General features: G+C 66.7%; 17 protein-coding genes. 10 read left to right on the forward strand and 7 right to left on the reverse strand.

Features of this window, described 5'->3' with window-relative positions:
* Positions 1–9 precede the first annotated feature (9 nt).
* The 5 genes from AC3A56_RS04445 to AC3A56_RS04465 all read left to right on the forward strand — a co-directional run bounded on the left by AC3A56_RS04445 (position 10) and on the right by AC3A56_RS04465 (position 4,525).
* Positions 10–588: a TetR/AcrR family transcriptional regulator gene (locus AC3A56_RS04445; protein WP_056716244.1), complete on the forward strand. Its 579-nt coding sequence runs from the start codon at positions 10–12 to the stop codon at positions 586–588.
* A gap of 103 nt (positions 589–691) precedes the next feature.
* Positions 692–2,500, forward strand: a complete 1,809-nt coding sequence (locus tag AC3A56_RS04450) for a phosphoenolpyruvate carboxykinase (GTP) (protein ID WP_487769466.1) — start codon at positions 692–694, stop codon at positions 2,498–2,500.
* A 116-nt stretch (positions 2,501–2,616) separates the two neighbouring features.
* Complete coding sequence (locus AC3A56_RS04455) at positions 2,617–3,162, forward strand: RNA polymerase sigma factor (protein WP_056716249.1); 546 nt, start codon at positions 2,617–2,619, stop codon at positions 3,160–3,162.
* Positions 3,159–3,602: a hypothetical protein gene (locus AC3A56_RS04460; protein ID WP_487769467.1), complete on the forward strand. Its 444-nt coding sequence runs from the start codon at positions 3,159–3,161 to the stop codon at positions 3,600–3,602. Before AC3A56_RS04455 ends, AC3A56_RS04460 begins: the two co-directional genes overlap by 4 nt.
* A 17-nt stretch (positions 3,603–3,619) precedes the next feature.
* On the forward strand, positions 3,620–4,525 hold the full coding sequence (locus AC3A56_RS04465; RefSeq protein WP_487769468.1) for a DUF4097 family beta strand repeat-containing protein: 906 nt from the start codon (positions 3,620–3,622) through the stop codon (positions 4,523–4,525).
* A gap of 99 nt (positions 4,526–4,624) precedes the next feature.
* Here AC3A56_RS04465 and AC3A56_RS04470 read toward each other — a convergent pair whose 3' ends face one another.
* A complete protein-coding gene (locus AC3A56_RS04470; RefSeq protein WP_487769469.1) occupies positions 4,625–5,536 on the reverse strand; it encodes a hypothetical protein in 912 nt (303 codons plus the stop codon).
* A 242-nt stretch (positions 5,537–5,778) separates the two neighbouring features.
* Between AC3A56_RS04470 and AC3A56_RS04475 the strand changes: the two genes are divergently transcribed.
* Positions 5,779–8,679: a bifunctional diguanylate cyclase/phosphodiesterase gene (locus tag AC3A56_RS04475; RefSeq protein WP_056716261.1), complete on the forward strand. Its 2,901-nt coding sequence runs from the start codon at positions 5,779–5,781 to the stop codon at positions 8,677–8,679.
* Between the two features lie 6 nt (positions 8,680–8,685).
* Here AC3A56_RS04475 and hslO read toward each other — a convergent pair whose 3' ends face one another.
* On the reverse strand, positions 8,686–9,585 hold the full coding sequence (gene hslO, locus AC3A56_RS04480) for an Hsp33 family molecular chaperone HslO (RefSeq protein WP_487769470.1): 900 nt from the start codon (positions 9,583–9,585) through the stop codon (positions 8,686–8,688).
* An 80-nt stretch (positions 9,586–9,665) separates the two neighbouring features.
* Between hslO and mtgA the strand changes: the two genes are divergently transcribed.
* On the forward strand, positions 9,666–10,415 hold the full coding sequence (gene mtgA, locus AC3A56_RS04485) for a monofunctional biosynthetic peptidoglycan transglycosylase (protein ID WP_056716266.1): 750 nt from the start codon (positions 9,666–9,668) through the stop codon (positions 10,413–10,415).
* A gap of 124 nt (positions 10,416–10,539) precedes the next feature.
* Positions 10,540–10,968 carry a CBS domain-containing protein gene (locus AC3A56_RS04490; protein ID WP_056716269.1) on the forward strand — a complete coding sequence of 143 codons (429 nt, stop codon included), beginning with the start codon at positions 10,540–10,542 and terminating at the stop codon, positions 10,966–10,968.
* A 19-nt stretch (positions 10,969–10,987) separates the two neighbouring features.
* Here AC3A56_RS04490 and AC3A56_RS04495 read toward each other — a convergent pair whose 3' ends face one another.
* Entirely contained in the window at positions 10,988–12,253 is a 1,266-nt protein-coding gene (locus tag AC3A56_RS04495) for an NTP/NDP exchange transporter (RefSeq protein ID WP_487769471.1), read from the reverse strand.
* A 116-nt stretch (positions 12,254–12,369) separates the two neighbouring features.
* Between AC3A56_RS04495 and AC3A56_RS04500 the strand changes: the two genes are divergently transcribed.
* Positions 12,370–13,965 (forward strand): GMC family oxidoreductase, encoded by a 1,596-nt coding sequence (locus AC3A56_RS04500; RefSeq protein WP_487769472.1) that lies wholly within the window; start codon positions 12,370–12,372, stop codon positions 13,963–13,965.
* Positions 13,966–14,030: 65 nt separating this feature from the next.
* Here the strand turns inward: AC3A56_RS04500 and AC3A56_RS04505 are convergent, their stop codons facing one another.
* Both AC3A56_RS04505 and AC3A56_RS04510 read right to left on the reverse strand, forming a co-directional pair.
* Positions 14,031–15,995: a M48 family metallopeptidase gene (locus AC3A56_RS04505; protein ID WP_487769473.1), complete on the reverse strand. Its 1,965-nt coding sequence runs from the start codon at positions 15,993–15,995 to the stop codon at positions 14,031–14,033.
* Positions 15,996–16,043: 48 nt separating this feature from the next.
* Positions 16,044–16,631 carry a LemA family protein gene (locus AC3A56_RS04510; protein ID WP_056716280.1) on the reverse strand — a complete coding sequence of 196 codons (588 nt, stop codon included), beginning with the start codon at positions 16,629–16,631 and terminating at the stop codon, positions 16,044–16,046.
* A gap of 55 nt (positions 16,632–16,686) precedes the next feature.
* Between AC3A56_RS04510 and AC3A56_RS04515 the strand changes: the two genes are divergently transcribed.
* Complete coding sequence (locus AC3A56_RS04515; protein ID WP_487769474.1) at positions 16,687–18,003, forward strand: serine hydrolase domain-containing protein; 1,317 nt, start codon at positions 16,687–16,689, stop codon at positions 18,001–18,003.
* 233 nt (positions 18,004–18,236) lie between these two features.
* Here AC3A56_RS04515 and AC3A56_RS04520 read toward each other — a convergent pair whose 3' ends face one another.
* Both AC3A56_RS04520 and AC3A56_RS04525 read right to left on the reverse strand, forming a co-directional pair.
* Positions 18,237–18,383, reverse strand: a complete 147-nt coding sequence (locus AC3A56_RS04520; protein ID WP_487769475.1) for a hypothetical protein — start codon at positions 18,381–18,383, stop codon at positions 18,237–18,239.
* 14 nt (positions 18,384–18,397) lie between these two features.
* The gene (locus tag AC3A56_RS04525) at positions 18,398–19,441 is read right to left on the reverse strand and encodes an energy transducer TonB (RefSeq protein WP_056766775.1); all 1,044 of its coding nucleotides are present in this window, start codon (positions 19,439–19,441) and stop codon (positions 18,398–18,400) included.
* Positions 19,442–19,491 lie beyond the last annotated feature (50 nt).

Raw genomic sequence — 19,491 nt, forward strand, 5'->3', positions numbered from 1 at the left:
CATACGGACATGAATGTCAGCAGCAAGCCAGAACGTACCCGGCTGTCAGCCGAAGATTGGGAACTTGCCGCCCTGCAGCTGATCGCCGAGCAGGGCGTGGGCGCGCTGGCGGTGGAGGCTCTCGCCCGCCAGCTCGGCGTCACCAAGGGCAGTTTCTACTGGCATTTCCGCACCCGTGAAGCGCTGCTGCATGCGGCGCTGGAACGCTGGGAGCAATACGGCGAGCGCGAGGTGCTGGGGCAGATCGAACAGATCAGCGACCCGCGCAAGCGTCTGCCGGAACTGTTCCGCCGGGTTGCCCACGAATTGCAGCCGCACCGCGTGTATGCCGCGCTGCTGAAGGCGCTGGATCACCCCCAGGTGGTGCCGGTGATGGCGCGCGTGTCGCAGCGACGGATGGAATTCCTCAACACGGCCTACCGCGAGTCCGGCCTGCCGCCGCCGCAGGCCTTGAACCGGGCCCGGCTGACCTACGCCGCCTACGTCGGTTTCCTGCAGCTCAATTTCACCCTGGGGCTGCCACGACTGAACCTGGAGGAGTTCGACGCCTATGTCGAACACATGATCGCGACCCTGATTCCGGCCTGAACAGGAAGCCGCGGAAAGCCCCGAACGGCGCCATCTGGCGCCGTTTTTGTTGCATGAAACCTTGCAATACCAGTGCCTGCAAACTACCGTTTCAGATCACTTTTTGAAAAAACCTCAAGAGGACACGATGGCCAGCAAGCTGGAAGCGCTCGCGCAGTGGGTCGATGAAGTTGCCGCCCTGACCCGCCCCGCGAAGATTCACTGGTGCGACGGCTCGGATGCCGAATATCAATCCCTGGTGCAGGAGATGCTGGCCGACGGCACCCTGATCGAGCTGAACCAGCAGACCCATCCGGGCTGCTACCTGCACCGCTCCCATCCCACCGACGTGGCCCGGGTCGAACACCTCACCCTGGTCTGCCATCCGAACAAGGAAGACGCCGGCCCGAACAACCACTGGATGGACCCGGCCGAGGCGCACGCGAAGATCGACGCCCTGTTCGACGGCTGCATGGCAGGCCGCACCATGTACGTGATCCCGTACTGCATGGGCCCGATCGACTCGCCGCTGTCTCGCTGCGGCGTGGAGATCACCGACAGTCCGTACGTGGTCGCCAACATGAAGATCATGACCCGCATGGGCGCCGCCGCGCAGGCGCGCATCGAGCGCGAGGGCAGCTTCGTCAAGGGCCTGCACTCGAAGGGTGAACTCGACCCCGAGCGTCGCTGGATCATGCATTTCCCGGCCGAGCTGTCGATCAAGTCCTACGGCTCGGGCTACGGCGGCAACGCCCTGCTGGGCAAGAAATGCCACGCACTGCGCATCGCCTCGAACCAGGCCCGCACGGAAGGCTGGCTGGCCGAGCACATGCTGATCGTGGGCATCGAGAACCCGCAGGGCGAAACGCACTACGTCGCCGCCGCGTTCCCCTCCGCCTGCGGCAAGACCAACCTCGCCATGCTGATTCCGCCGGAAGGCTACCGCCAGGCCGGCTGGAAGGTGTGGACCGTGGGCGACGACATCTGCTGGATGCGTCCCGGCGCGGATGGACGGCTATATGCGATCAACCCGGAAGCGGGTTTCTTCGGCGTGGCGCCGGGCACCAGCAACGCCACCAACCCGAACGCGCTGAAGAGCATTTCGCACGACACCATCTTCACCAACGTCGCCGTCACCGCCGACAACCAGCCGTGGTGGGAAGGCCTGCCCGGCACGCCGGTCACCGACTGGCAGGGGCGTCCGCATGACCCGGCCAATGGCCCGGCCGCGCATCCCAACTCCCGCTTCACGGTCAGCGCGAAACAGTGCCCGACCTGGTCGGAAATGGCCGAGGCGCCCCAGGGCGTGCCGATCAGCGCGATCGTGTTCGGCGGTCGTCGCCCCTCGCTGCTGCCGCTGGTGATGGAATCGCGCGACTGGACGCACGGCGTGCTGATGGGCGCCGCGATGGGTTCGGAAACCACCGCCGCCGCCACCGGCGCGGTCGGCGTGCTGCGCCGCGACTCGATGGCGATGAAGCCGTTTGCCGGCTATCACTACGGCGACTATTTCGCGCACTGGCTGTCGTTCGACCAGCCAGGCGCGAAGCTGCCGAAGGTGTTCCACGTCAACTGGTTCCGCAAGGGTGCCGACGGCAAGTTCCTGTGGCCAGGCTTCGGCGACAACCTGCGCGTGCTGGAATGGATGATCGATCGCGCAGAAGGCCGCGTCAGCGGTGTGGAGACGCCGATCGGCATCCTGCCGGCCGAGGGCGAGCTGAAGCTGGACGGCCTCAAGCTCGACCAGGCGCAACTGGACGAATTGCTCGACGTGGACCAGGCCGGCTGGCAGGCCGAACTGGCCGCCATCGGCGACTACCTGCAGACCTTCGCCCCGCGCCTGCCCGAGTCGTTGCAGCGGGAGCAGCAGCGGGTTGCCGACGCACTGGACAGCGCCGCTGAGCAGCCGCGCCGCGAAGCAGCGGCGTCCTGAATTGACCGATCGCGGGCAGGCCGCCACGGCCTGCCCGCGCGGCTTCAAACCCTTTCGCGCGGCGGCGCATCCAAGCTGGCAAGATGAACGCCGCCTGCCCCGCTCTCGGAAGCACCATGTCGCCTGCCCCAGCGGGAACCAACGACAGCGATGACGTGCGCGCCGCGGCTGCCGGCGACCGCCGCGCGTTTCAACGGCTGTACCAGTTGCACGTGGGGCGGGTGCACGGCGCGGTGTACCGGCTCGCCGGCTACGACCATGCGCGCGCCGAGGATCTCACCCAGGATGCCTTCATCCGCGCGTGGCAGAAGCTGCCAGGCTTCCGTCATGAAAGCGCGTTCGGCACCTGGTTGTACCGGCTGGCGGTGAACGTGGCGCTGATGGACATCCGCGCCCGCGGCGCCGATCCGGTCAGCATGATGGACGAGGAAGACCTGCCCGACGCCGGCAGCACGCCGTTCTGCGCCGCCGAGCGCGAGGAGCTGGAACATGCCGTGGGCAAGCTGCCGCCGCGGGCCCGCGCGGTGCTGGTGCTGCACGACGTCGAAGGCTGGAAGCACGAGGAAATCGGTGCCGAACTGGGCATGGCGGTGGGCACCTCGAAGGCGCAGTTGCATCGCGCCCGCGGCCTGCTGCGCAAGGTATTGGGAGAAAGCTCATGAATGAATTCGAATGGCGTCGACAGATGCACGAACTGCGCCAGCCGGTGTCGCCATCGCGCGACCTCTGGGCGGGCATCGACTCGGCGCTCGATCAGGCCGAACACCGCGAAGGAAGCGCAGGCAGCCATGCCCTCGCGCATCGGCGACGCTGGCTGTTCGGCGCGGCACTCGCCGCATCGCTGCTGCTGGCCGCCGGCATCGGCTGGCACGCCACCCGCGGCCCGGCCGACATCGTCACCACCCGGGTCGCCACGAATACCACCTCGTGGAAGCCGTCCGACCCACGGCTCAGCGGCGCCGCCATCGAACTGGATGCCGCTCGCATGGAACTGCAACTGGCGATCCGGCAGGCGCCTGACTCGCTCGCGCTGCAACGGCTGCTCGGCCGCACCGAACAGCAACAATCCCAACTTCGCCAACTGGCCAACCAGTCCGGCTGATACATCAAGGAACAAGCATGAAAACCGCACGCTATCTTCCGTTGCTGCTGTGCTTCTGCATCGGCCAGGCCCTGGCCGACACGCCGATCAACCTGCACCACGACGCCTCGGCTACCGCCAGGGTCAGCATCAGCAATGTCGCCGGCACGGTGAACGTGATCGCCTGGGATCGCAATGAGGTGCAGGTCAGCGGCCGCCTCGGCGAGGGCGCCAAGCCATTGGCGATCACCGGCAGCAAGGACCACCTGGAAATCAAGGTGGAACCCAAGGGAAGCTCCGGCGGCTGGTTCAACTGGGGCGGCGACAACAACATGTCCGCCACCACGCTGGAACTGCACGTGCCCAGGGCCGCCTCGCTCGAGGTCGACGTGATCAGCGCACCGCTGGTGATCGACGGCATGGACGGCGGCAGCATCGAGGTCAACACCGTGAGTGGCAAGGCGCGCATCAATGCCCGCACGCCCTCGCTGACGGTGGACAGCGTCAGCGGCGGCATCGAGCAGGCCGGGCATGCGGACAAGGTCGAACTGCAGACCGTCAGCGGCGACATCCTTGCTCCCTCGCTCGGCAACCAGGTCGAGCTGCAAACCATCTCCGGACGCATCCAGGCCAGCGGGGGCCCGTGGCAGAAACTCACGCTCAGCACCGTGTCGGGCAATGTGCAATTGAACGGCGGGCTGACCGCCGGCGGCAGCATCGATATCGACAGCATGAGCGGCGACGTGCAGCTGCAGGTCCCCGCCAGCACGGACGCCAGCCTGCACGCCACCAGCTTCAGCGGCAATCTGCGCAGCGACTTCGGCACTGCGACGCAGCCCGAACACGGCCCGGGCAGTTCGCTCGATGCCCGCCTGGGCAACGGCCAGGGCAAGATCAACGTCGAGACCTTCAGCGGTGACCTGCGCGTGCGTCGGCAGGACTGAACAGGCCGGGCGTGGCCCAGCCCGCCACGCCCACATGAAAACGCCGTCGCGCAAGCGACGGCGTTTCTGTTCTGGCTGCGACGAGCGCTGCCGCGCCGCTCAGAGATCCTGGTGGTACTGCACGTACGGCGTACGCGACTGGTCCGGCTCGGGACCCACCGGCGTGTTGGCCGGCGTACCGGAGGACCACAGGTTCTGCGCGCCGACGCTCAGCGAGCCGCGCCACGGCAGGCGCCAGGTCACGCCCAGATCGATGCTGTTCCAGCGGCGATCGGCGTTGAGGTCGCCGGGAATGGCCACTTGCGGCTGCATCGTGCGACCCGTCAGCACACCGCTCAACGAGCCGTGGTCGACACCGAAACTCAGCACCTTCTGGTCCAGCGTATCGACGCCGAGCAGATTGCCGGGAAGCAGGTGGATGCGGCCGACGCTGGCCCCCAGGTCGATGCCGCTCTTGCTGCCCAGTGCGAGCCGGCCGCGGGCATTGAGTTGCGCGCTGTTGTCAAAACTGGAAAGGCCATCCACGCCCGGCGCCGCGCCCGGCAGGACGCGCGGCAACACATTGCCCGCGTTCGGTGCGCTGTTGGTGCCCACGCTGACGCCCACGCTGTAGCGGCCGGTCGCATAGGTGGCGCCCACTTCGCTGCCGCGCAAACGCTGCCCCGGGTGGGTCCAGGAAAGCTCGCTCACCTCGGCATGCGCCTGCAAGCGGGGGCCGAGGCCGTATTCCACGCCGGTGCTGGTCACACTGGAGCCGTCCAGCACCCGCAAGGCCAGCGGAGAATGGCTGGCCATGGTTTCGGCCGTGCTGCTGCGATCGGTCTTCAGCGACAGCACGTGGCCATCGGCCGTGCGCCACAGCGGCACCAGCATGCCCGCTTCCGCCTGGGTGGCGGAGGTCGCCGGCTGCGCCAGCAGATCATCGGCCATCCTGTTGTCGGCGCCCACGGACTGACCGGCCGCGGCAAGCGGCAACGCAACGGTCAGCAGGAGGGCGGAGAGGCGGCGCATGGTCGGAAACCGGTAACTCACTCGAGCGAAAGCGTGATTGGGTGCAAGTGTACCCCGTTTTACGTTTTACTAACACCCTGAAAAGCTGCCGAAACGCACATATTGGGACTCGGCGAGGACATTCGACCCCTGACCCGCGCCGGGGTTCCCCGGCTCGACGCTGGCGGCGAAGCGGGCTTACACGATATAAAGGCGTGTCGTCCCGGCTCAACCAGGTCGTCCCGGAAGCAGCCTTTAGCCTCATGAGCGCCACACCGACGATCCGCCCCTCTTCGTCACCACCGGTGTCGCGAGACCCTGCGGCCCTGCATGCAGCGGTCGAACGCCTGTTCGAGGCGGCGGATGCCGCCGGCGTGATGGAGATTTGCGAGCTGGTGCTGACCCATTTCGGTGTCCAGGGGCATCTGCGCTGGCGGCGGCGGGACGAACAGGTCGCGCACCTGGCCGGCCAGCTGGACCTCGCCGAAGATCCGCAAGGTTCGCGCACCCTGATCCTGGAATGGGCCGACCTGCCGCTGGCCGATGTCACGCGCGACCAGTTGGAGTGGCTGGGTCGGCTGGCCGACATCCGCCTGCGCCAGCTTGCCGAAACCAGCCGCCTGTACGAGGCCATTTCGCGCCTGGCCCTGGCCGAGCGCCTGCAACGCGCGCTCTACGCCATCGCCGAACAGGCCGGCGCAGGGCACGACATGCCCGAGATGATGCGCTCGCTGCATGCCATCGTCAGCAGCCTGATGTACGCGGAAAACTTCTACATCGTGCTGTACGACGCGGCGACCGACACGGTCCGCTTCCCCTATTACGTCGACATCGCCGACACCGATCCACCGCCGCCGGACCAGAGCGTGCCGATGCACGAGCTGCTGCACAGCCTGACCTGGAACCTGTTGCAGGAAGGCCGGCCGCTGATGGGTTCCATCGACGAACTGAGGCAGCAGTTCGGCGACCGCTTCGTGCTGGTCGGCCCCAGCTGCGAGCACTGGCTCGGTGCCCCGCTGCTGCGTGCCGGTCGCGTGGTCGGCGGCATCGTGATGCAGAGCTACCGGCCGGATACGCATTATTCGCGGCACGACCTGGACCTGCTCAACTATGTGGCCCAGCACGTGCAGACGGCGCTGGAGCGACGCGAGGCGCACATCGAACTGGGCCGCCGCGTCACCGACCGCACGGCGGCGCTGCGCGAGGCCAACCGCGTGCTGCGCCAGCAGGTGCTGCAGCGTCAGCGCGGGGAACGCCTGCAGGCGGCGCTGTTCCGCATCGCGGAACTGGCCAACACCGCCGAAAGCCTGGAGAAGTTCTACGCCGCCACCCACCAGGTGATCAGCGGCCTGCTGTACGCGCGCAATTTCTACATCGCCCTGGTCGACGAGGAAAGCGGGCAGCTCACCTTCCCGTATTCGGTGGACGACATCGACAACGTGCGCCCACCGCGGGCGCATGGCCGCGGCGCGACGGAATACGTGCTGCGCCATGCGAAGCCGCTGCTGGCAACGCCGGCCGAGATCGAGCGGCTCAGCGCGCTCGGCGAGATCAGCCATTTCGGCACCCGCTCAGTGTGCTGGCTTGGCGTGCCGCTGATCTGGGGCGGCAAGGCGACCGGCGTGCTGGCGCTGCAAAGCTACTCGCCCGAACACACCTACAACGAGCGCGACCAGGAACTGCTGACCTTCGTCAGCTACCACATCGCCAACGCGCTGCAACGCAAGCAGGCGGCAACCTCGCTGAAGCAGGCCTACGCCGGGCTGGAACGCCGCGTCACCGAACGTACCCGCGCCCTTGCACTGGCCAATCGCGACCTGCGTGAACAGATCGCCGAGCGCGAGCGCGTCGAGCGCCGGTTGAAGTACGAGACGCTGCACGACTCGCTGACCGGCCTGCCGAACCGCACCCTGCTGCTGCAGCGCCTCGAACAGGCAATGCAGCGCTACATCGCCAGTCCGAACGAACAGTTCGCGGTGCTGTTCATCGATCTGGACCGCTTCAAGGTGATCAACGATTCGGTCGGGCACCTGGTCGGCGACGACCTGCTGTTCCAGGTGGGCGGCCGGATTCGCGCCTGCCTGAAAACGCGCGACGTGGTGGCGCGGCTGGGCGGCGACGAATTCGCCGTGCTGCTGGAGGGCATCGTGGACACCGCCAAGCCGATGCTGATCGCCGATCGCATCATCAGCGAACTGCAGACGCCGTTCCGGCTCGGCACCAAGGAGATCTTCACTTCGGCATCGATCGGCATCGCACTGTCCAGCCCGCATTACCGCCAGCCCGAGGAGCTGCTGCGCGACGCCGACGCGGCGATGTACAACGCGAAGGACGGCGGCCGCCACCGCGCGGCGATGTTCGACGACCGCCTGCGCCGCGAGGCGCTGTCGCTGCTGGACATGGAAAGCGACCTGCGCCACGCGCTCAGCCGCAACGAATTCGAGCCGTTCTATCAGCCGATCGTGGAACTCTCCGACGGGCGCGTCACCGGTTACGAGGCGCTGCTGCGCTGGCATCATCCCGAACGCGGCCTGCTGTCGCCGGGCGATTTCCTGCTGATCGCCGAGGAATGCGGCTGCGCCGAGGCGATCGACTGGCAGATCTTCGAGCAGGTGTGCACCCAGGCCGTGCGCCTGATCGGCACCGAAGGCTTCATCAGCATCAACGTGTCCGGCCGGCACTTCCGGGTGGCCGATCTCGACCAGCGCCTGCTGGCGCTGTTCAACCAGTACGCCGTGCCCACCCGCTGCATCCGCATCGAGGTCACCGAGCATGCGCTGCTGGAGAATCCGACCCAGGTCAAACAGATGCTGCAGAACCTGCGCAGCCACGGCGTCGGCATCGCGCTGGACGACTTCGGCACCGGCTATTCCTCGCTCAGCTATCTCCACCAGTATCCGTTCGAGACGCTGAAGATCGATCGCTCCTTCATCACCGAGCTGCCGCCGGACGACACCGAGACCCAGGGCCTGGCACTGGTGCGCGCGATCCAGGTGCTGGCCGACTCGCTGCAGATGAAGGTGATCGCCGAAGGCATCGAGGAAGAGTCGCAACGCCAGGCGCTGATGCGCGTGGGTTGCCGCTACGGCCAGGGATTCCTGTTCGCCCGGCCGCAACCGGCCAGCACGTGGCTCAGTGCGGACAAGCCCCTGCTGCTGGCCTGAAGCAGTTCACTGGGCGGTATCCGGCGCCGCCGGCGCCGCACTGTCACTGAGCAGATGCTCGGCATCAATCCGGTCGAAGTGGTAGCGCTGCGCACAAAACTCGCAGATGACCTCGATCTCGTTGTCGCGGGCCAGCAGGGCCGCTTCCACTTCCTCGCGACCCAGCGAACGCAGCATCGCCGTCACCCGTTCGCGGCTGCAGCTGCACCCGAATGCCAGTGGCCGGGGTTCGAACAGGCGCACCGACTCCTCGTGATACAGGCGGTACAGCAGCTGCTCCGGCGCAACGCCCAGCAATTCCTCCACGCCCAGGGTCGCGGTGAGCTGCAGCACGCGGTTCCACGCATCCTCGTCGTGCACGGCGTCGATGCCACCCTCGCCGGGCATCTTCTGCAGCATCAGCCCGACGGCATGTTCGCCATCGGCGGCCAGCACGATGCGCGCCGGCAATTGTTCGGACTTCACGAAATAGTCTTCCAGCGAATCGGCCAGACCGGCGTGCCGCAGTTCGACCAGGCCCTGGTAACGCTGGCCGCGATCCACGTTGCCGATGGTGATCGCCATGATCGCATCGGACAATGCGTCCAGTGCCAGCGGTGCAGGCAGGAGTTCGTTCCAGCGTGCCAGTCCGCGCAGGTGTCCCTGATCGTTGCACTCGGCAAACAGCAGGCGCAGCGCACCGGAGCTCTTCAGTTCCAGCGACAACGCGCCATCGAGCTTGATGTTGCCGGTAAGCAGCGCGCTGGCCGCCAGCGCCTCGCCAAGCAGGCTGCACAGTGGCAGCGGATACTCCGCGCGCGTGGCCACTTCGCGCCAGGCCGGTCCAAGCCGGACCAGCGCCCCACGCACGCCGGCGCGTTCCAGCAGGAAGCGATGCAGCACGTCTTCGACAGGCAGGTTTTCCACAGGCGGTGATTCCGTTTCGATTCAATCGGCCGAGATGGGGTCGCCATGGCGCCCGCACAACGCCCCTTATACTGCCAGTCATGCCCGCCTTGTTCAGCCATCCCCTGCTTCGTCGCCTGCTGCGATCGCTCGCCATTCTGCTGCTCGGCTGGCTGGCACTAAGCTGGCTGCTGGTGCTGGTGCTGCGCTTCGTGCCGCCATGGACCTCGGCCGTCATGCTGGAACGGCAGCTCGGTGCCCTGATCCATGGCGAGAAGGACTTCCACCTGCGCCATCACTGGGTGCCGTGGAGGCAGGTTTCGCCCTGGGTGCCGCTGGCGATGGTGGCCGGCGAGGACCAGAAGTTTCCCTATCACCACGGCTTCGACCTCGACTCGATCCAGGACGCCCTCGATGCCGCCGATGACGGCAAGCGCCTGCGCGGCGCCAGCACGATCAGCCAGCAGACCGCCAAGAACCTGTTCCTGTGGAATGGCCGCAGCTTCGTGCGCAAGGGGCTGGAGGCGTACTTCACCATGCTGATCGAGCTGACCTGGCCCAAGCAGCGCATCCTCGAGGTGTACGTGAACATCGCCGAGCTGGGCGATGGCGTCTACGGTGTCGGCGCAGCCAGCGATGTCTATTTCCACACCACGCCGGCACGACTGGGGCCGGCCCAGGCCGCGCGTCTGGCCGCGGTCCTGCCCAGTCCGCGCCGCATGCACGCGGACCGGCCAAGCGCCTACGTGCAACGCCGGACGAACTGGATCCAGCAGCAGATGATGCAGCTGGGAGGTACCGGCTACGTCGAGGGCCAGGCCCCTGCACATCCGCCACGCCGGGGCCGCTGAATCCGGCGGCGGCCACGGGTTTCCTGCCGCGCGCCGCGATTCACAACTTCACTACACGCGCGAACGACGGCGGCGCTAGACTCGGCATCGGACAGCCCGTCCGTAGCCGAATGGGGATCCGCGCATGACCCAGGTCAAACATCTGCTGCAAGGCAAGGGCAATGCGATCTACCGCGTTGCACCGGAAACCCCCGTGCTCGAAGCGATCAAGCACATGGCCGAGCATCGCGTCGGCGCGCTGCTGGTGATGCATGGCGAGAAGCTGGTCGGCGTGATGTCCGAGCGCGACTACGCGCGCAAGGTGATCCTGCAGGGCCGCTCCTCTTCGCAGACCGCGGTGTCCGACATCATGACCGGCACCCCGCTCACCGTCGGCCCCGACACCGACGTGTTCGACTGCATGCGCCTGTGCACCGACAGCCGCATCCGCCACCTGCCGGTGGTCGAAGGCGACACGGTGGTCGGGGTGATCTCCATCGGCGACCTGGTCAAGGCGGTGATCGATGCGCAGGCCGAGCAGATCGAGCATCTGGAGCGTTACATCACCAGCTGAGATTCGGGAGAGCACCGCCTCAAAGCGGTGCTTTCGCATCTGCGTTCGCGCGCACCTTTTCTTCCGGTTCCAGGTCGGGCGACCAGCCTGCACGGCGGGACACCAGCGTCGCCAGCGCCGCCACACCCGCGCCGGCGAGGGCCAGTCCGCCGATGCCCCAGCCCAACATCCGCAGCCAGCTCACCGCGCTGGTCACCACCAGATCGCCGAAGCGCCACACCGCGGTCTCGACGAAGTTCTTGCCCTTGTAGCGCATCTCGCGGGGCACCCGCGTATACAACGCATCCACCGCGGGCTTGGTCATGCCGTAGGCAAAACCGCGCGTGATCACCAGCATCACCGCCAGCAGCAACGGCACGCTGTAGCCGAAGAAAGAAACGCTGCCGCTGCCGATCAGCGCCACCGCAGCGAGCAAAACCAGATTCACCAGCGACGGCACGACCAGCCCCCAGCCGGCGCCGCGACGCACCAGCAGCCACGGCGTGATGCTCAGCTGCAAGGCTGCGCCAAGCAGGTTGGTGGCCAGATCCAGATTGTTGTAGAACGCCGTACGCGCCACGGCATCGGCGAAATTCGCCTTGGCGTAATCGGCCACCATCGCGTACGCCAGCGTGCCGATGCCGTCACCAAACAGCATCAGCAAGGCCATGTAGCGCAAGAAGGGATGTGACCACAGTTGCTTGATGCCGGCCCACAACGAGCCGCCGATCACCTCGTCGCCCTGGCTGCCGGGCTGACGATCGTGACTGGCGGAAAGACGCAGCAACAGGATCATCGATGCGGTCAACGACACCGACGACACCAGCAGCAGTGGCGCGACGCCGATCAGGTGCACCAGCAGCTTGGTCACCAGCGGCCCGAAGATCGCACCGGCCATGCCACCCAGCGCGATCAGCGAGAACACGCGCCGCGCCTGGCCGCTGGAGAAGATGTCCGCCATGAAGCTCCAGAACAGCGACACCACGAACAGGTTGAACACGCTGACCCAGACGAAGAACACCACGCCCAGTTCGCGCGCACCGATCCGGTCCTGCGCCATGAAGGCCGGCACGAACCCGAGCAGGCACACGATGAAGAAGCTGTAGCTCCAGCCCAGCAGCTGGCGACGCGGGAAGCGCGCCACCAGGGCACCGAACAGCGGCGTCATCAGCAGCATCACCACGAACACCGCACCGTAGAACAACGGCAGCGACTGCGAACCGACCGCGCCGCTCAACTGGTCACGCACCGGCCGGATGATGTAATACGAAGTCATCACGAAGAAGAACGCCAATGCGGAGAGCATCGGCGCTGCAGCTTGTTTCACCATGGTCCGACGATACAGACTCACTTCGCACATCCGGCGTGGGGCGCGGCAAGCCTAGCACGCGACCATGTCCACTCTTCGGGGGCAGCAGATTGATGAATCGCCATGACTACATCATCGTCGGCGCCGGCTCGGCCGGCTGCGTGCTGGCCAACCGGCTCAGCGCCAATCCGGCCACGCGCGTGCTGCTGCTGGAAGCGGGCCCGACCGACTGGAACCCGCTGATCCACATGCCCGCCGGCATCGCGCGGCTGGCCAACAATCGCCGCCTCAACTGGAACTACCGCACCGAAGCGGAGCCTGCGCTCAACCAGCGCCGACTGTGGTGGCCGCGCGGCAGGACGCTGGGCGGTTCCAGCTCGATCAACGCGATGTGCTACATCCGCGGGGTCGCCGCCGATTACGACGAGTGGGCCCGGGTCACTGGCGACCCGCGCTGGTCGTGGAACGAGGTGCTGCCCTGGTTCGTGCGCAGCGAAGACAACAGCCGCGGCGAAAGCCCGTTGCACGGCATGCACGGTCCGCTCGGCGTATCCGATCTTCGCCACGTCAACCCGTTGTCACGGGTGCTGATCGAGGCGACCGCCAGTGCGGGGCATCCGCGCAACGACGATTTCAATGGTGTCGGCCAGGCCGGCTTCGGCCTGTACCAGGTCACCCAGCGTGACGGCGCCCGCTGCTCGACGGCGGCGGCGTACCTGAAACCGGTGCGCAGTCGCGCCAACCTGCAGGTGCGCACGAGCGCGCTGGTCGAGCGCGTGCTGATCGAAAATGGCCGCGCCGTCGGCGTGCAGTTGCGCCGCGGCCGGCACGGCACTGAACGAATCGAGGCCGGCGAAGTGATCGTCGCTGCGGGCGCGATCAACTCGCCGCAACTGCTGATGCTGTCGGGACTGGGTCCGGCCGATCATCTGCGTGATCACGGCATCGCGGTGCAGGCCGACCTGCCCGACGTCGGTGGCAACCTGCAGGATCATCTGGACATCTGCACGCTCGATGGCAATGCGACCCGGATCAGCTACGACCACCTCAACGAACTGTCCGCCGGCCTGCGCTGGCTGCGCCATCGCGACGGACCGGGCAGCTCCAACGTGGCCGAGGCCGGCGGTTTCGTGCGCAGCCGCTTCGCCGGCGACGAGCGTTGCGACCTGCAGTTCCATTTCGTGCCGGCACTGCTCGACGATCACGGCCGCCACCGCCTGCCCGGCTATGGCTATACGCTGCACGCCTGTTACCTGCACCCGCGCAGCCGCGGCCGGTTGCGCCTGCACTCGGCTGATCCGGCGCAACCGATCGCGATCCACGCGAACTACCTGGGCGACCCGGAAGGCCATGACCTGAAGCTGATGATCGAGGCCGCGCGGCTGTCGCGCGAGATCCTGGACCAGCCCGCGTTCGCGCCCCATCGTGGCGCCCCGGTGTTTCCCGAACGCCGCATCGACACCGACGCCGAATACACCGACTTCATCCGGCGCAAGGCGGAGACCATCTATCACCCGGTCGGTACCTGCCGCATGGGCAACGACGATCACGCGGTGGTCGACAGCGAATTGCGCGTGCGCGGCATCGACGGCCTGCGCGTGGTCGATGCCTCGGTGATGCCGGCGCTTCCCACCGGCAACACCAATGCGCCCACGATCATGATCGCCGAGCGGGCAAGTGCGCTTCTCTTGGAGACCGCAGCTCCGTAGGGCGGACACCGTCCGCCGCACGCACCTGACATGACAACAACCAGAGCCGGCGGGCAGCGCCCGGCCTACGAAGCCAGGCAAGAGCCCTCGCGCGCGCCGAGGCGCTCCTGCAGCGGCACTGCGCAGTGCAGGCCGGCGCAAATCACTCGCAACAGTTCGGCCTCTTCCACACTGAGGAGGTCATCCGCGTTGATTGCAACGACGATACCCTGGATCACCAGCTCCTTGGCGACCGGCAGCAAGCCGTCCAGATCGTCCAGCGCCTGCTCGAACGGTGCCTGCCAGGCCGCTGGCGGCGGCGTCCATTCGATCGCTTCGCCGGGAAAGGCATGTTGCATCGCCATCAGCCAGACGCGCCGCGCGCCCGCTTCGTCGGAACAGCCGCCCGCGGCGACGATGGCGCAGACCAGGGCCACGCTGTCACGGCAGGCCGGAAGTTTTTTCACGCCATCGATCGGTGCGCTCCGCGGCCGCTGCGCCTCCAGCAACTGCAGGCGCAGCAGCCGCGCCAGGCAGTATTCGCCCAGATCGACCCTGCCATCGGCATTGACCACTGCATCGAGAGTGACCAGCAAGGTCTGCTGTCGTCCTGCCGGCAGGCACTTCAATGCGGGGAAGGCCAGCGAGGCCAATGGCAGGCGGGAACCCGGTGGCAGCGACGCTAGATCGGCGGCGACATCCTGCACCGCCCGCTGCACGTCGTCACCGAACGCATCGACGATGATGCGCCGCTGTGCCGGCTGTGGTTCGGCCGCGGAGGCGGCCAGCGCCAGCACCACGGCAAGCGCCGACTCGGGCTGCTGCGCGGCTTCCCGCAAGCGCGTGGGCAAGGCCCGATGCAATGCGGCGGCGCGCTGGAACTGTCCTCTGGCCGGCGTGCCAGCGCTCGCCAGCGCGCCAGTCAACAATGCCGGCACTACGAGAGGAATCGCCATCCCCGGAATCACGCCGGCATGCACCGGCGACATGGCCGGTGCCGGCGCCGATGCCAGCAAGGGGCTGGCCGTGGCTTGCATGGCCACACGCAGCATCGCCGTGCGAATCCGGATCAGCTCCTCTTCCCGAAAGCCCGGTTCCAGCGCACGAATGCGCTGCAGCAGCGGTGGATGGGTGGCGAACAGCTCACTGGATCGACCGGCCGCGCAGAACAGCATGTGCGCCACTTCCTGCCTGTTCGCCATCTGCAGGCGCGAGGTCAGGCCGAGCGCCGCGATCTTCTTCAGGGCGCCGGCGATGCCGGCGGTCTGGCGGGTGAACTGTACAGCCGAGGCGTCGGCCAGCATCTCGCGCGAACGCGACACCGCAGCCTGTATCAGTCGCGCGAAGAAGTAGCCGATGTAGCCGATCCCGATCAGTGCCAGCCCGATCAGCACGATCTGGCCAGCACCGTCACGTCGACTGCTGCGCTCGGCGTTGGACTCGATCACCCGGCGCCCCGCGATCCCCACCACGAGGATGCCGAACATCAGGCCCATCAGCCTGATGTTCAATCGCATGTCACCGTTCAGCACATGGCTGAACTCGTGCGCGATCACACCCTGCAACTCGTCGCGGGTGAGCTGGTCCAGGCAACCGCGGGTCACGCACACCGCGGCGTCCGATGCCGAATAGCCCGCGGCAAACGCATTGATGCCGAGCTCGTCCGCCAGCAGGTAGATGTCCGGCACCGGCACGCCGGCTGCAATCGCCACTTCCTCGATCACGTTGCGCAGCTGGCGCAATGCCGGGTCGCGGGCATTGGTGGGGACCACCACCGCACCCACGCGTTCGGCAACCGTCCTCCCGCCGCCGGACAGGCTCCTGATGCGGAACAACGAACTGAGGCCAATGCCGGCGACCACCGCCAGGCTACTGCCTAACAGCAGCGGCAGGTTCGATCGCGCCGACTCGCCGTTCGCCGGATGATGACCCAGCACCAACCACACCACGGCGTCGATCGCCGCCACGATGGCGGCCACCGCCAGCACGAACAGCACGACCAGGCGCCGGCTGCTGCTGCGCACGCGAGCCTGCTGCGCAAAGAAATCCATGGAGACTCCCGGATCTGCGCCGTGGCGTGCGCCACGACGCAGCAGCGATCAGCTGAAGGAAACCTTCGGCACGTCGCGCACGGCGGGGTTCTCGATCTTCAACGATTCGGCGGCAGCGAAACCGAAACTGTTGGCCACGAACGAGGCGGGAAACACTTCACGCTTGTTGTTGTAGGTCAGCACGGAATCGTTGTACGCCTGCCGCGCGAAGGCCACCCGGTTCTCGGTCGAGGTGAGCTCCTCGGACAGCTGCATCATGGTCTGGTTCGCCTTCAGGTCGGGATAGGCCTCCTGCAGCGCGAACAAATGACCCAAAGTCTGTGTCAAAGCATTTTCACTGCTGGCCAGCTGCTGCATCGCAGCCGCGTCACCCGGCTTGGCCTTGGCACCGGCCAGCCCGTTCACCGCCGCGTTGCGCGCCTGCACCACGGCCTCGAGGGTACCCCGCTCGTGGGCGAGGTAACCCTTGGCCGTCTCGACCAGGTTCGGTATCAGGTCATGTCGGCGCGTCAGTTGCACGTCAATCTGCGCGAACGCGTTCTTGTAGCCGTTGCGCGAAGTCACCAGTCCGTTGTAGATCGCCACGAAGTACAAGACAATCAGAACGACGACAATCAGAACAATGATCAGACCCATAGACAAATTCCCCACCCTGAGGCGCATCCCCACGCCGGAACCAGATCAGAATACCATGCAGTTTCACAAGCTCTTCCTGCTGGTCGCAGGCGCTCTCGGGCTGGCCTGTGCGCCGCTTTGCGCGAAGGCGGCGCCCTCTTCCGCCGCACCGGCGCCAGCGCCCACCAGCGTGGGCCAGACGCCGCAGAAGTTGCCGGCGGCACGCGTCAAGCAGACCCTTGCGGACTACCAGCGCTGGCTCAATCGCGTCGCGCAGCGCGATGCGGTAGCCGGGCTCGCCACCGCGGTGGTGATCGACGGCAAGGTGGCCTACGAGGGCACGATCGGCTACACCGATGCCACCACGAAGGACCCGATCACGCCGCAGACCGTGTTCCGCCTGGCATCGCTGTCCAAGGCCTTCGCCACCGCGATGACCGGCCTGCTGGTCGACGACGGCAAGCTCGGCTGGGACACGAAACTGCTCGACGTGCTGCCGTACTTCAAGCTGAAGGACATGCAGGCTGCCGCACGGGCCACCGTCGGCGACATCCTGGGGCAGCGACTGGGGCTGCCGCGAAACACCTACGACAACATGCTCGAAGGCGACACGTCCTACGAGGAACTGGTGCGCAAGCTGGACGAGGTCGACATGGTCTGCGGCGTCGGTCAGTGCTACGGCTACCAGAACGTCGCCTTCAGCATGATCGGCGACGTGGTGCTCGCGCGCACCGGCGACTTCTTCTATCACCAGGTCGACAAGCGCATCTTCTATCCGCTGGGCATGACCACCGCGAGCTATGGGCGCGCCGCCCTGGAATCCAGCAAGAGCTGGGCACGCCCGCATCGTGGCAGCAGCCGTGGCTGGATTCCGTTCGATCCGAACGAGACCTACTACCGCGTGGCGCCCGCCGCCGGCGTCAACGCCAGCATCCGCGACATGGAGAAATGGCTGATCGCGCAGATGGGCGGACGCCAGGACGTGTTGCCGACCTCGCTGCTCGACGTGCTGCATGCTCCGGGCGTATCCACGCCCAGCGAACTGCACGCCACGCCCTGGCGTCGCGCCCGGCTCACCGATGCCCACTACGCGCTGGGCTGGCGCGTGTACGAATACGGCGGTGAAACCCTGATCTATCACGCCGGCGCCGTAGCCGGTTACCGCACCATGATCGGTTTCTTCCCGAAGTACCGTGCCGGCGTGGTCACCTTGTGGAACTCCACCGGGCCCACGCCAAGCGGACTGATGCCGATGGTGCTGGACGGCCTGCTCGGCCTGCCACACGTCGACTGGGCCGAAATCGAAGGGCCGGCCAAGGCTGCCGCGCCGACCAGGGCCAGGAAACCGAAGCACAAGCCACGCGCGCGCCATCGGCCAGCACGCAAGCACTGAGAGGTTGTGATTTTTTCAACCTCGAAGCCCGGCCACGGCGAGGGCATGGATGCCCGAGTTGAGGCAACGCAGGAGCGGTTGCGCGATGGCCGGACGCGGATCGGTCACGCAAGTGACTGATTCGCGTGAGCACGTCCGGGCGCGTACCGGACGTGCGATAGAAGAAAACCACAGGAAGTGGTTTTCTTCACAGGCTCTGAGGGCTTGCGGCTTTCGCGGAGGGCGGTACCCGCTCACGCCGTGACCGTGCCCGCCGCGCGACTGCGCACACCGACTGACTCGCGATGGAAGAAGGCGCGCGCAGCCGCCTTTTTCACGGCCCCGGATTTTTGCTGGTCGAAAAAAAGGCGGCGCATGCAGAACATGCGCCGCCAGTCCATCGGTCACTTCCGGATCAGAGCTTGAACTCGATCCGCTGCTGCTTGATGCTGGACACCGCCTCACCGTTCTTCATCGCCGGCGTGAAGCGGTAGCGCTCCACGGCATCGATGGCCGCACGGTCGAACACATGGCGCGGCTGCGACTCGAGCACCTTCACGTCACTGGTCTTGCCGTCGGGGTCGACGGTGAACGTGACCACGACCCAACCCTGCTGGCGTGTGCGCATGGCCGCGGTGGGATAGCGTGCCGGAGCGGCCTTCACCAGCACGGCGGCGGTGTTGGCACCGCTCGCGCCGGACTGGTCCGCGCCTGCTGCCGCAGCGCCGGTCGAGTCGGCGGCGTTGGCCGTCGTCGAGGTCGGCTGACTGGCCTGTTGCGCCGTGCGTGCCTGCTGCGCCTTCTGCTGTTCGGCGGCCAGCGCCCTCTGCTGTTCGGCCAGCTGATCGGCCGCAGCCTTGTCCGCCGCCGCCTTCTGCGCAGCGAGCTGCGCCGCCTTCTCCTGGTCGAGGGCCAACTGCTGCTGCTTGTCCAGGGTCTTGCGCTGGGCATCCAGCTTCGAGCGCAGGATGGTCAGCGTGAAGTTCGCCGGATCCGCCTTGGCCAGCAGATCGATCTGGCGCTGGGCTTCGTTGAAGTCACGCGAGTTGATCGCCTGCTCCGCCGAATTGGCAGCGAACGGGAACGTCTCGCGCAAGGCATCCGAAGCCACCTTGTTGCCCGGCTCCTTCTCCAGCACGCGCAGGTAGAACTCGAAGGCATTGTTGCCGGCCGGCGCCAGATAGCGCTGCTCGTTCATGGCCGTGCGAGCCTCGGCGAGCAACTGGTTCAAATCCATCGCCGCCACGTTGGCCGGTGGCGGCGCCGCCCGCGTTGCGGTGGAAACCGGCGTGGACGGATGGCCACCCGAGTCGGCCATCACCAGATCCTGGTGCGGCTTGATGATGAGGAACCACGCGCCTACGGCAAGCAGGACAACGATGGCGATGATGGCAATCATGGTGGGGCGAATGGCCCCGCGCGCATGCCGGCGCGTATCTAGTATGTATCGGGTATCCATGGTCTCTCACTGAGTGTCGACAGATACCCGCGCTTTTTCCCCCTGTACAC

Source organism: Rhodanobacter sp. Soil_C_14 (genome assembly GCF_057657335.1).

Bases quoted from the DNA above. Each gene is read 5' to 3' on its own strand.
- AC3A56_RS04445 (WP_056716244.1), top strand. From the start codon at position 10: ATGAATGTCAGCAGCAAGCCAGAACGTACCCGGCTGTCAGCCGAAGAT.
- AC3A56_RS04455 (WP_056716249.1), top strand. From the start codon at position 2,617: ATGTCGCCTGCCCCAGCGGGAACCAACGACAGCGATGACGTGCGCGCC.
- AC3A56_RS04460 (WP_487769467.1), top strand. From the start codon at position 3,159: ATGAATGAATTCGAATGGCGTCGACAGATGCACGAACTGCGCCAGCCG.
- AC3A56_RS04465 (WP_487769468.1), top strand. From the start codon at position 3,620: ATGAAAACCGCACGCTATCTTCCGTTGCTGCTGTGCTTCTGCATCGGC.
- AC3A56_RS04470 (WP_487769469.1), bottom strand. From the start codon at position 5,536: ATGCGCCGCCTCTCCGCCCTCCTGCTGACCGTTGCGTTGCCGCTTGCC.
- AC3A56_RS04475 (WP_056716261.1), top strand. From the start codon at position 5,779: ATGAGCGCCACACCGACGATCCGCCCCTCTTCGTCACCACCGGTGTCG.
- mtgA (WP_056716266.1), top strand. From the start codon at position 9,666: ATGCCCGCCTTGTTCAGCCATCCCCTGCTTCGTCGCCTGCTGCGATCG.
- AC3A56_RS04490 (WP_056716269.1), top strand. From the start codon at position 10,540: ATGACCCAGGTCAAACATCTGCTGCAAGGCAAGGGCAATGCGATCTAC.
- AC3A56_RS04495 (WP_487769471.1), bottom strand. From the start codon at position 12,253: ATGCTCTCCGCATTGGCGTTCTTCTTCGTGATGACTTCGTATTACATC.
- AC3A56_RS04500 (WP_487769472.1), top strand. From the start codon at position 12,370: ATGAATCGCCATGACTACATCATCGTCGGCGCCGGCTCGGCCGGCTGC.
- AC3A56_RS04505 (WP_487769473.1), bottom strand. From the start codon at position 15,995: ATGGATTTCTTTGCGCAGCAGGCTCGCGTGCGCAGCAGCAGCCGGCGC.
- AC3A56_RS04510 (WP_056716280.1), bottom strand. From the start codon at position 16,631: ATGGGTCTGATCATTGTTCTGATTGTCGTCGTTCTGATTGTCTTGTAC.
- AC3A56_RS04515 (WP_487769474.1), top strand. From the start codon at position 16,687: ATGCAGTTTCACAAGCTCTTCCTGCTGGTCGCAGGCGCTCTCGGGCTG.
- AC3A56_RS04520 (WP_487769475.1), bottom strand. From the start codon at position 18,383: ATGGACTGGCGGCGCATGTTCTGCATGCGCCGCCTTTTTTTCGACCAG.
- AC3A56_RS04525 (WP_056766775.1), bottom strand. From the start codon at position 19,441: ATGGATACCCGATACATACTAGATACGCGCCGGCATGCGCGCGGGGCC.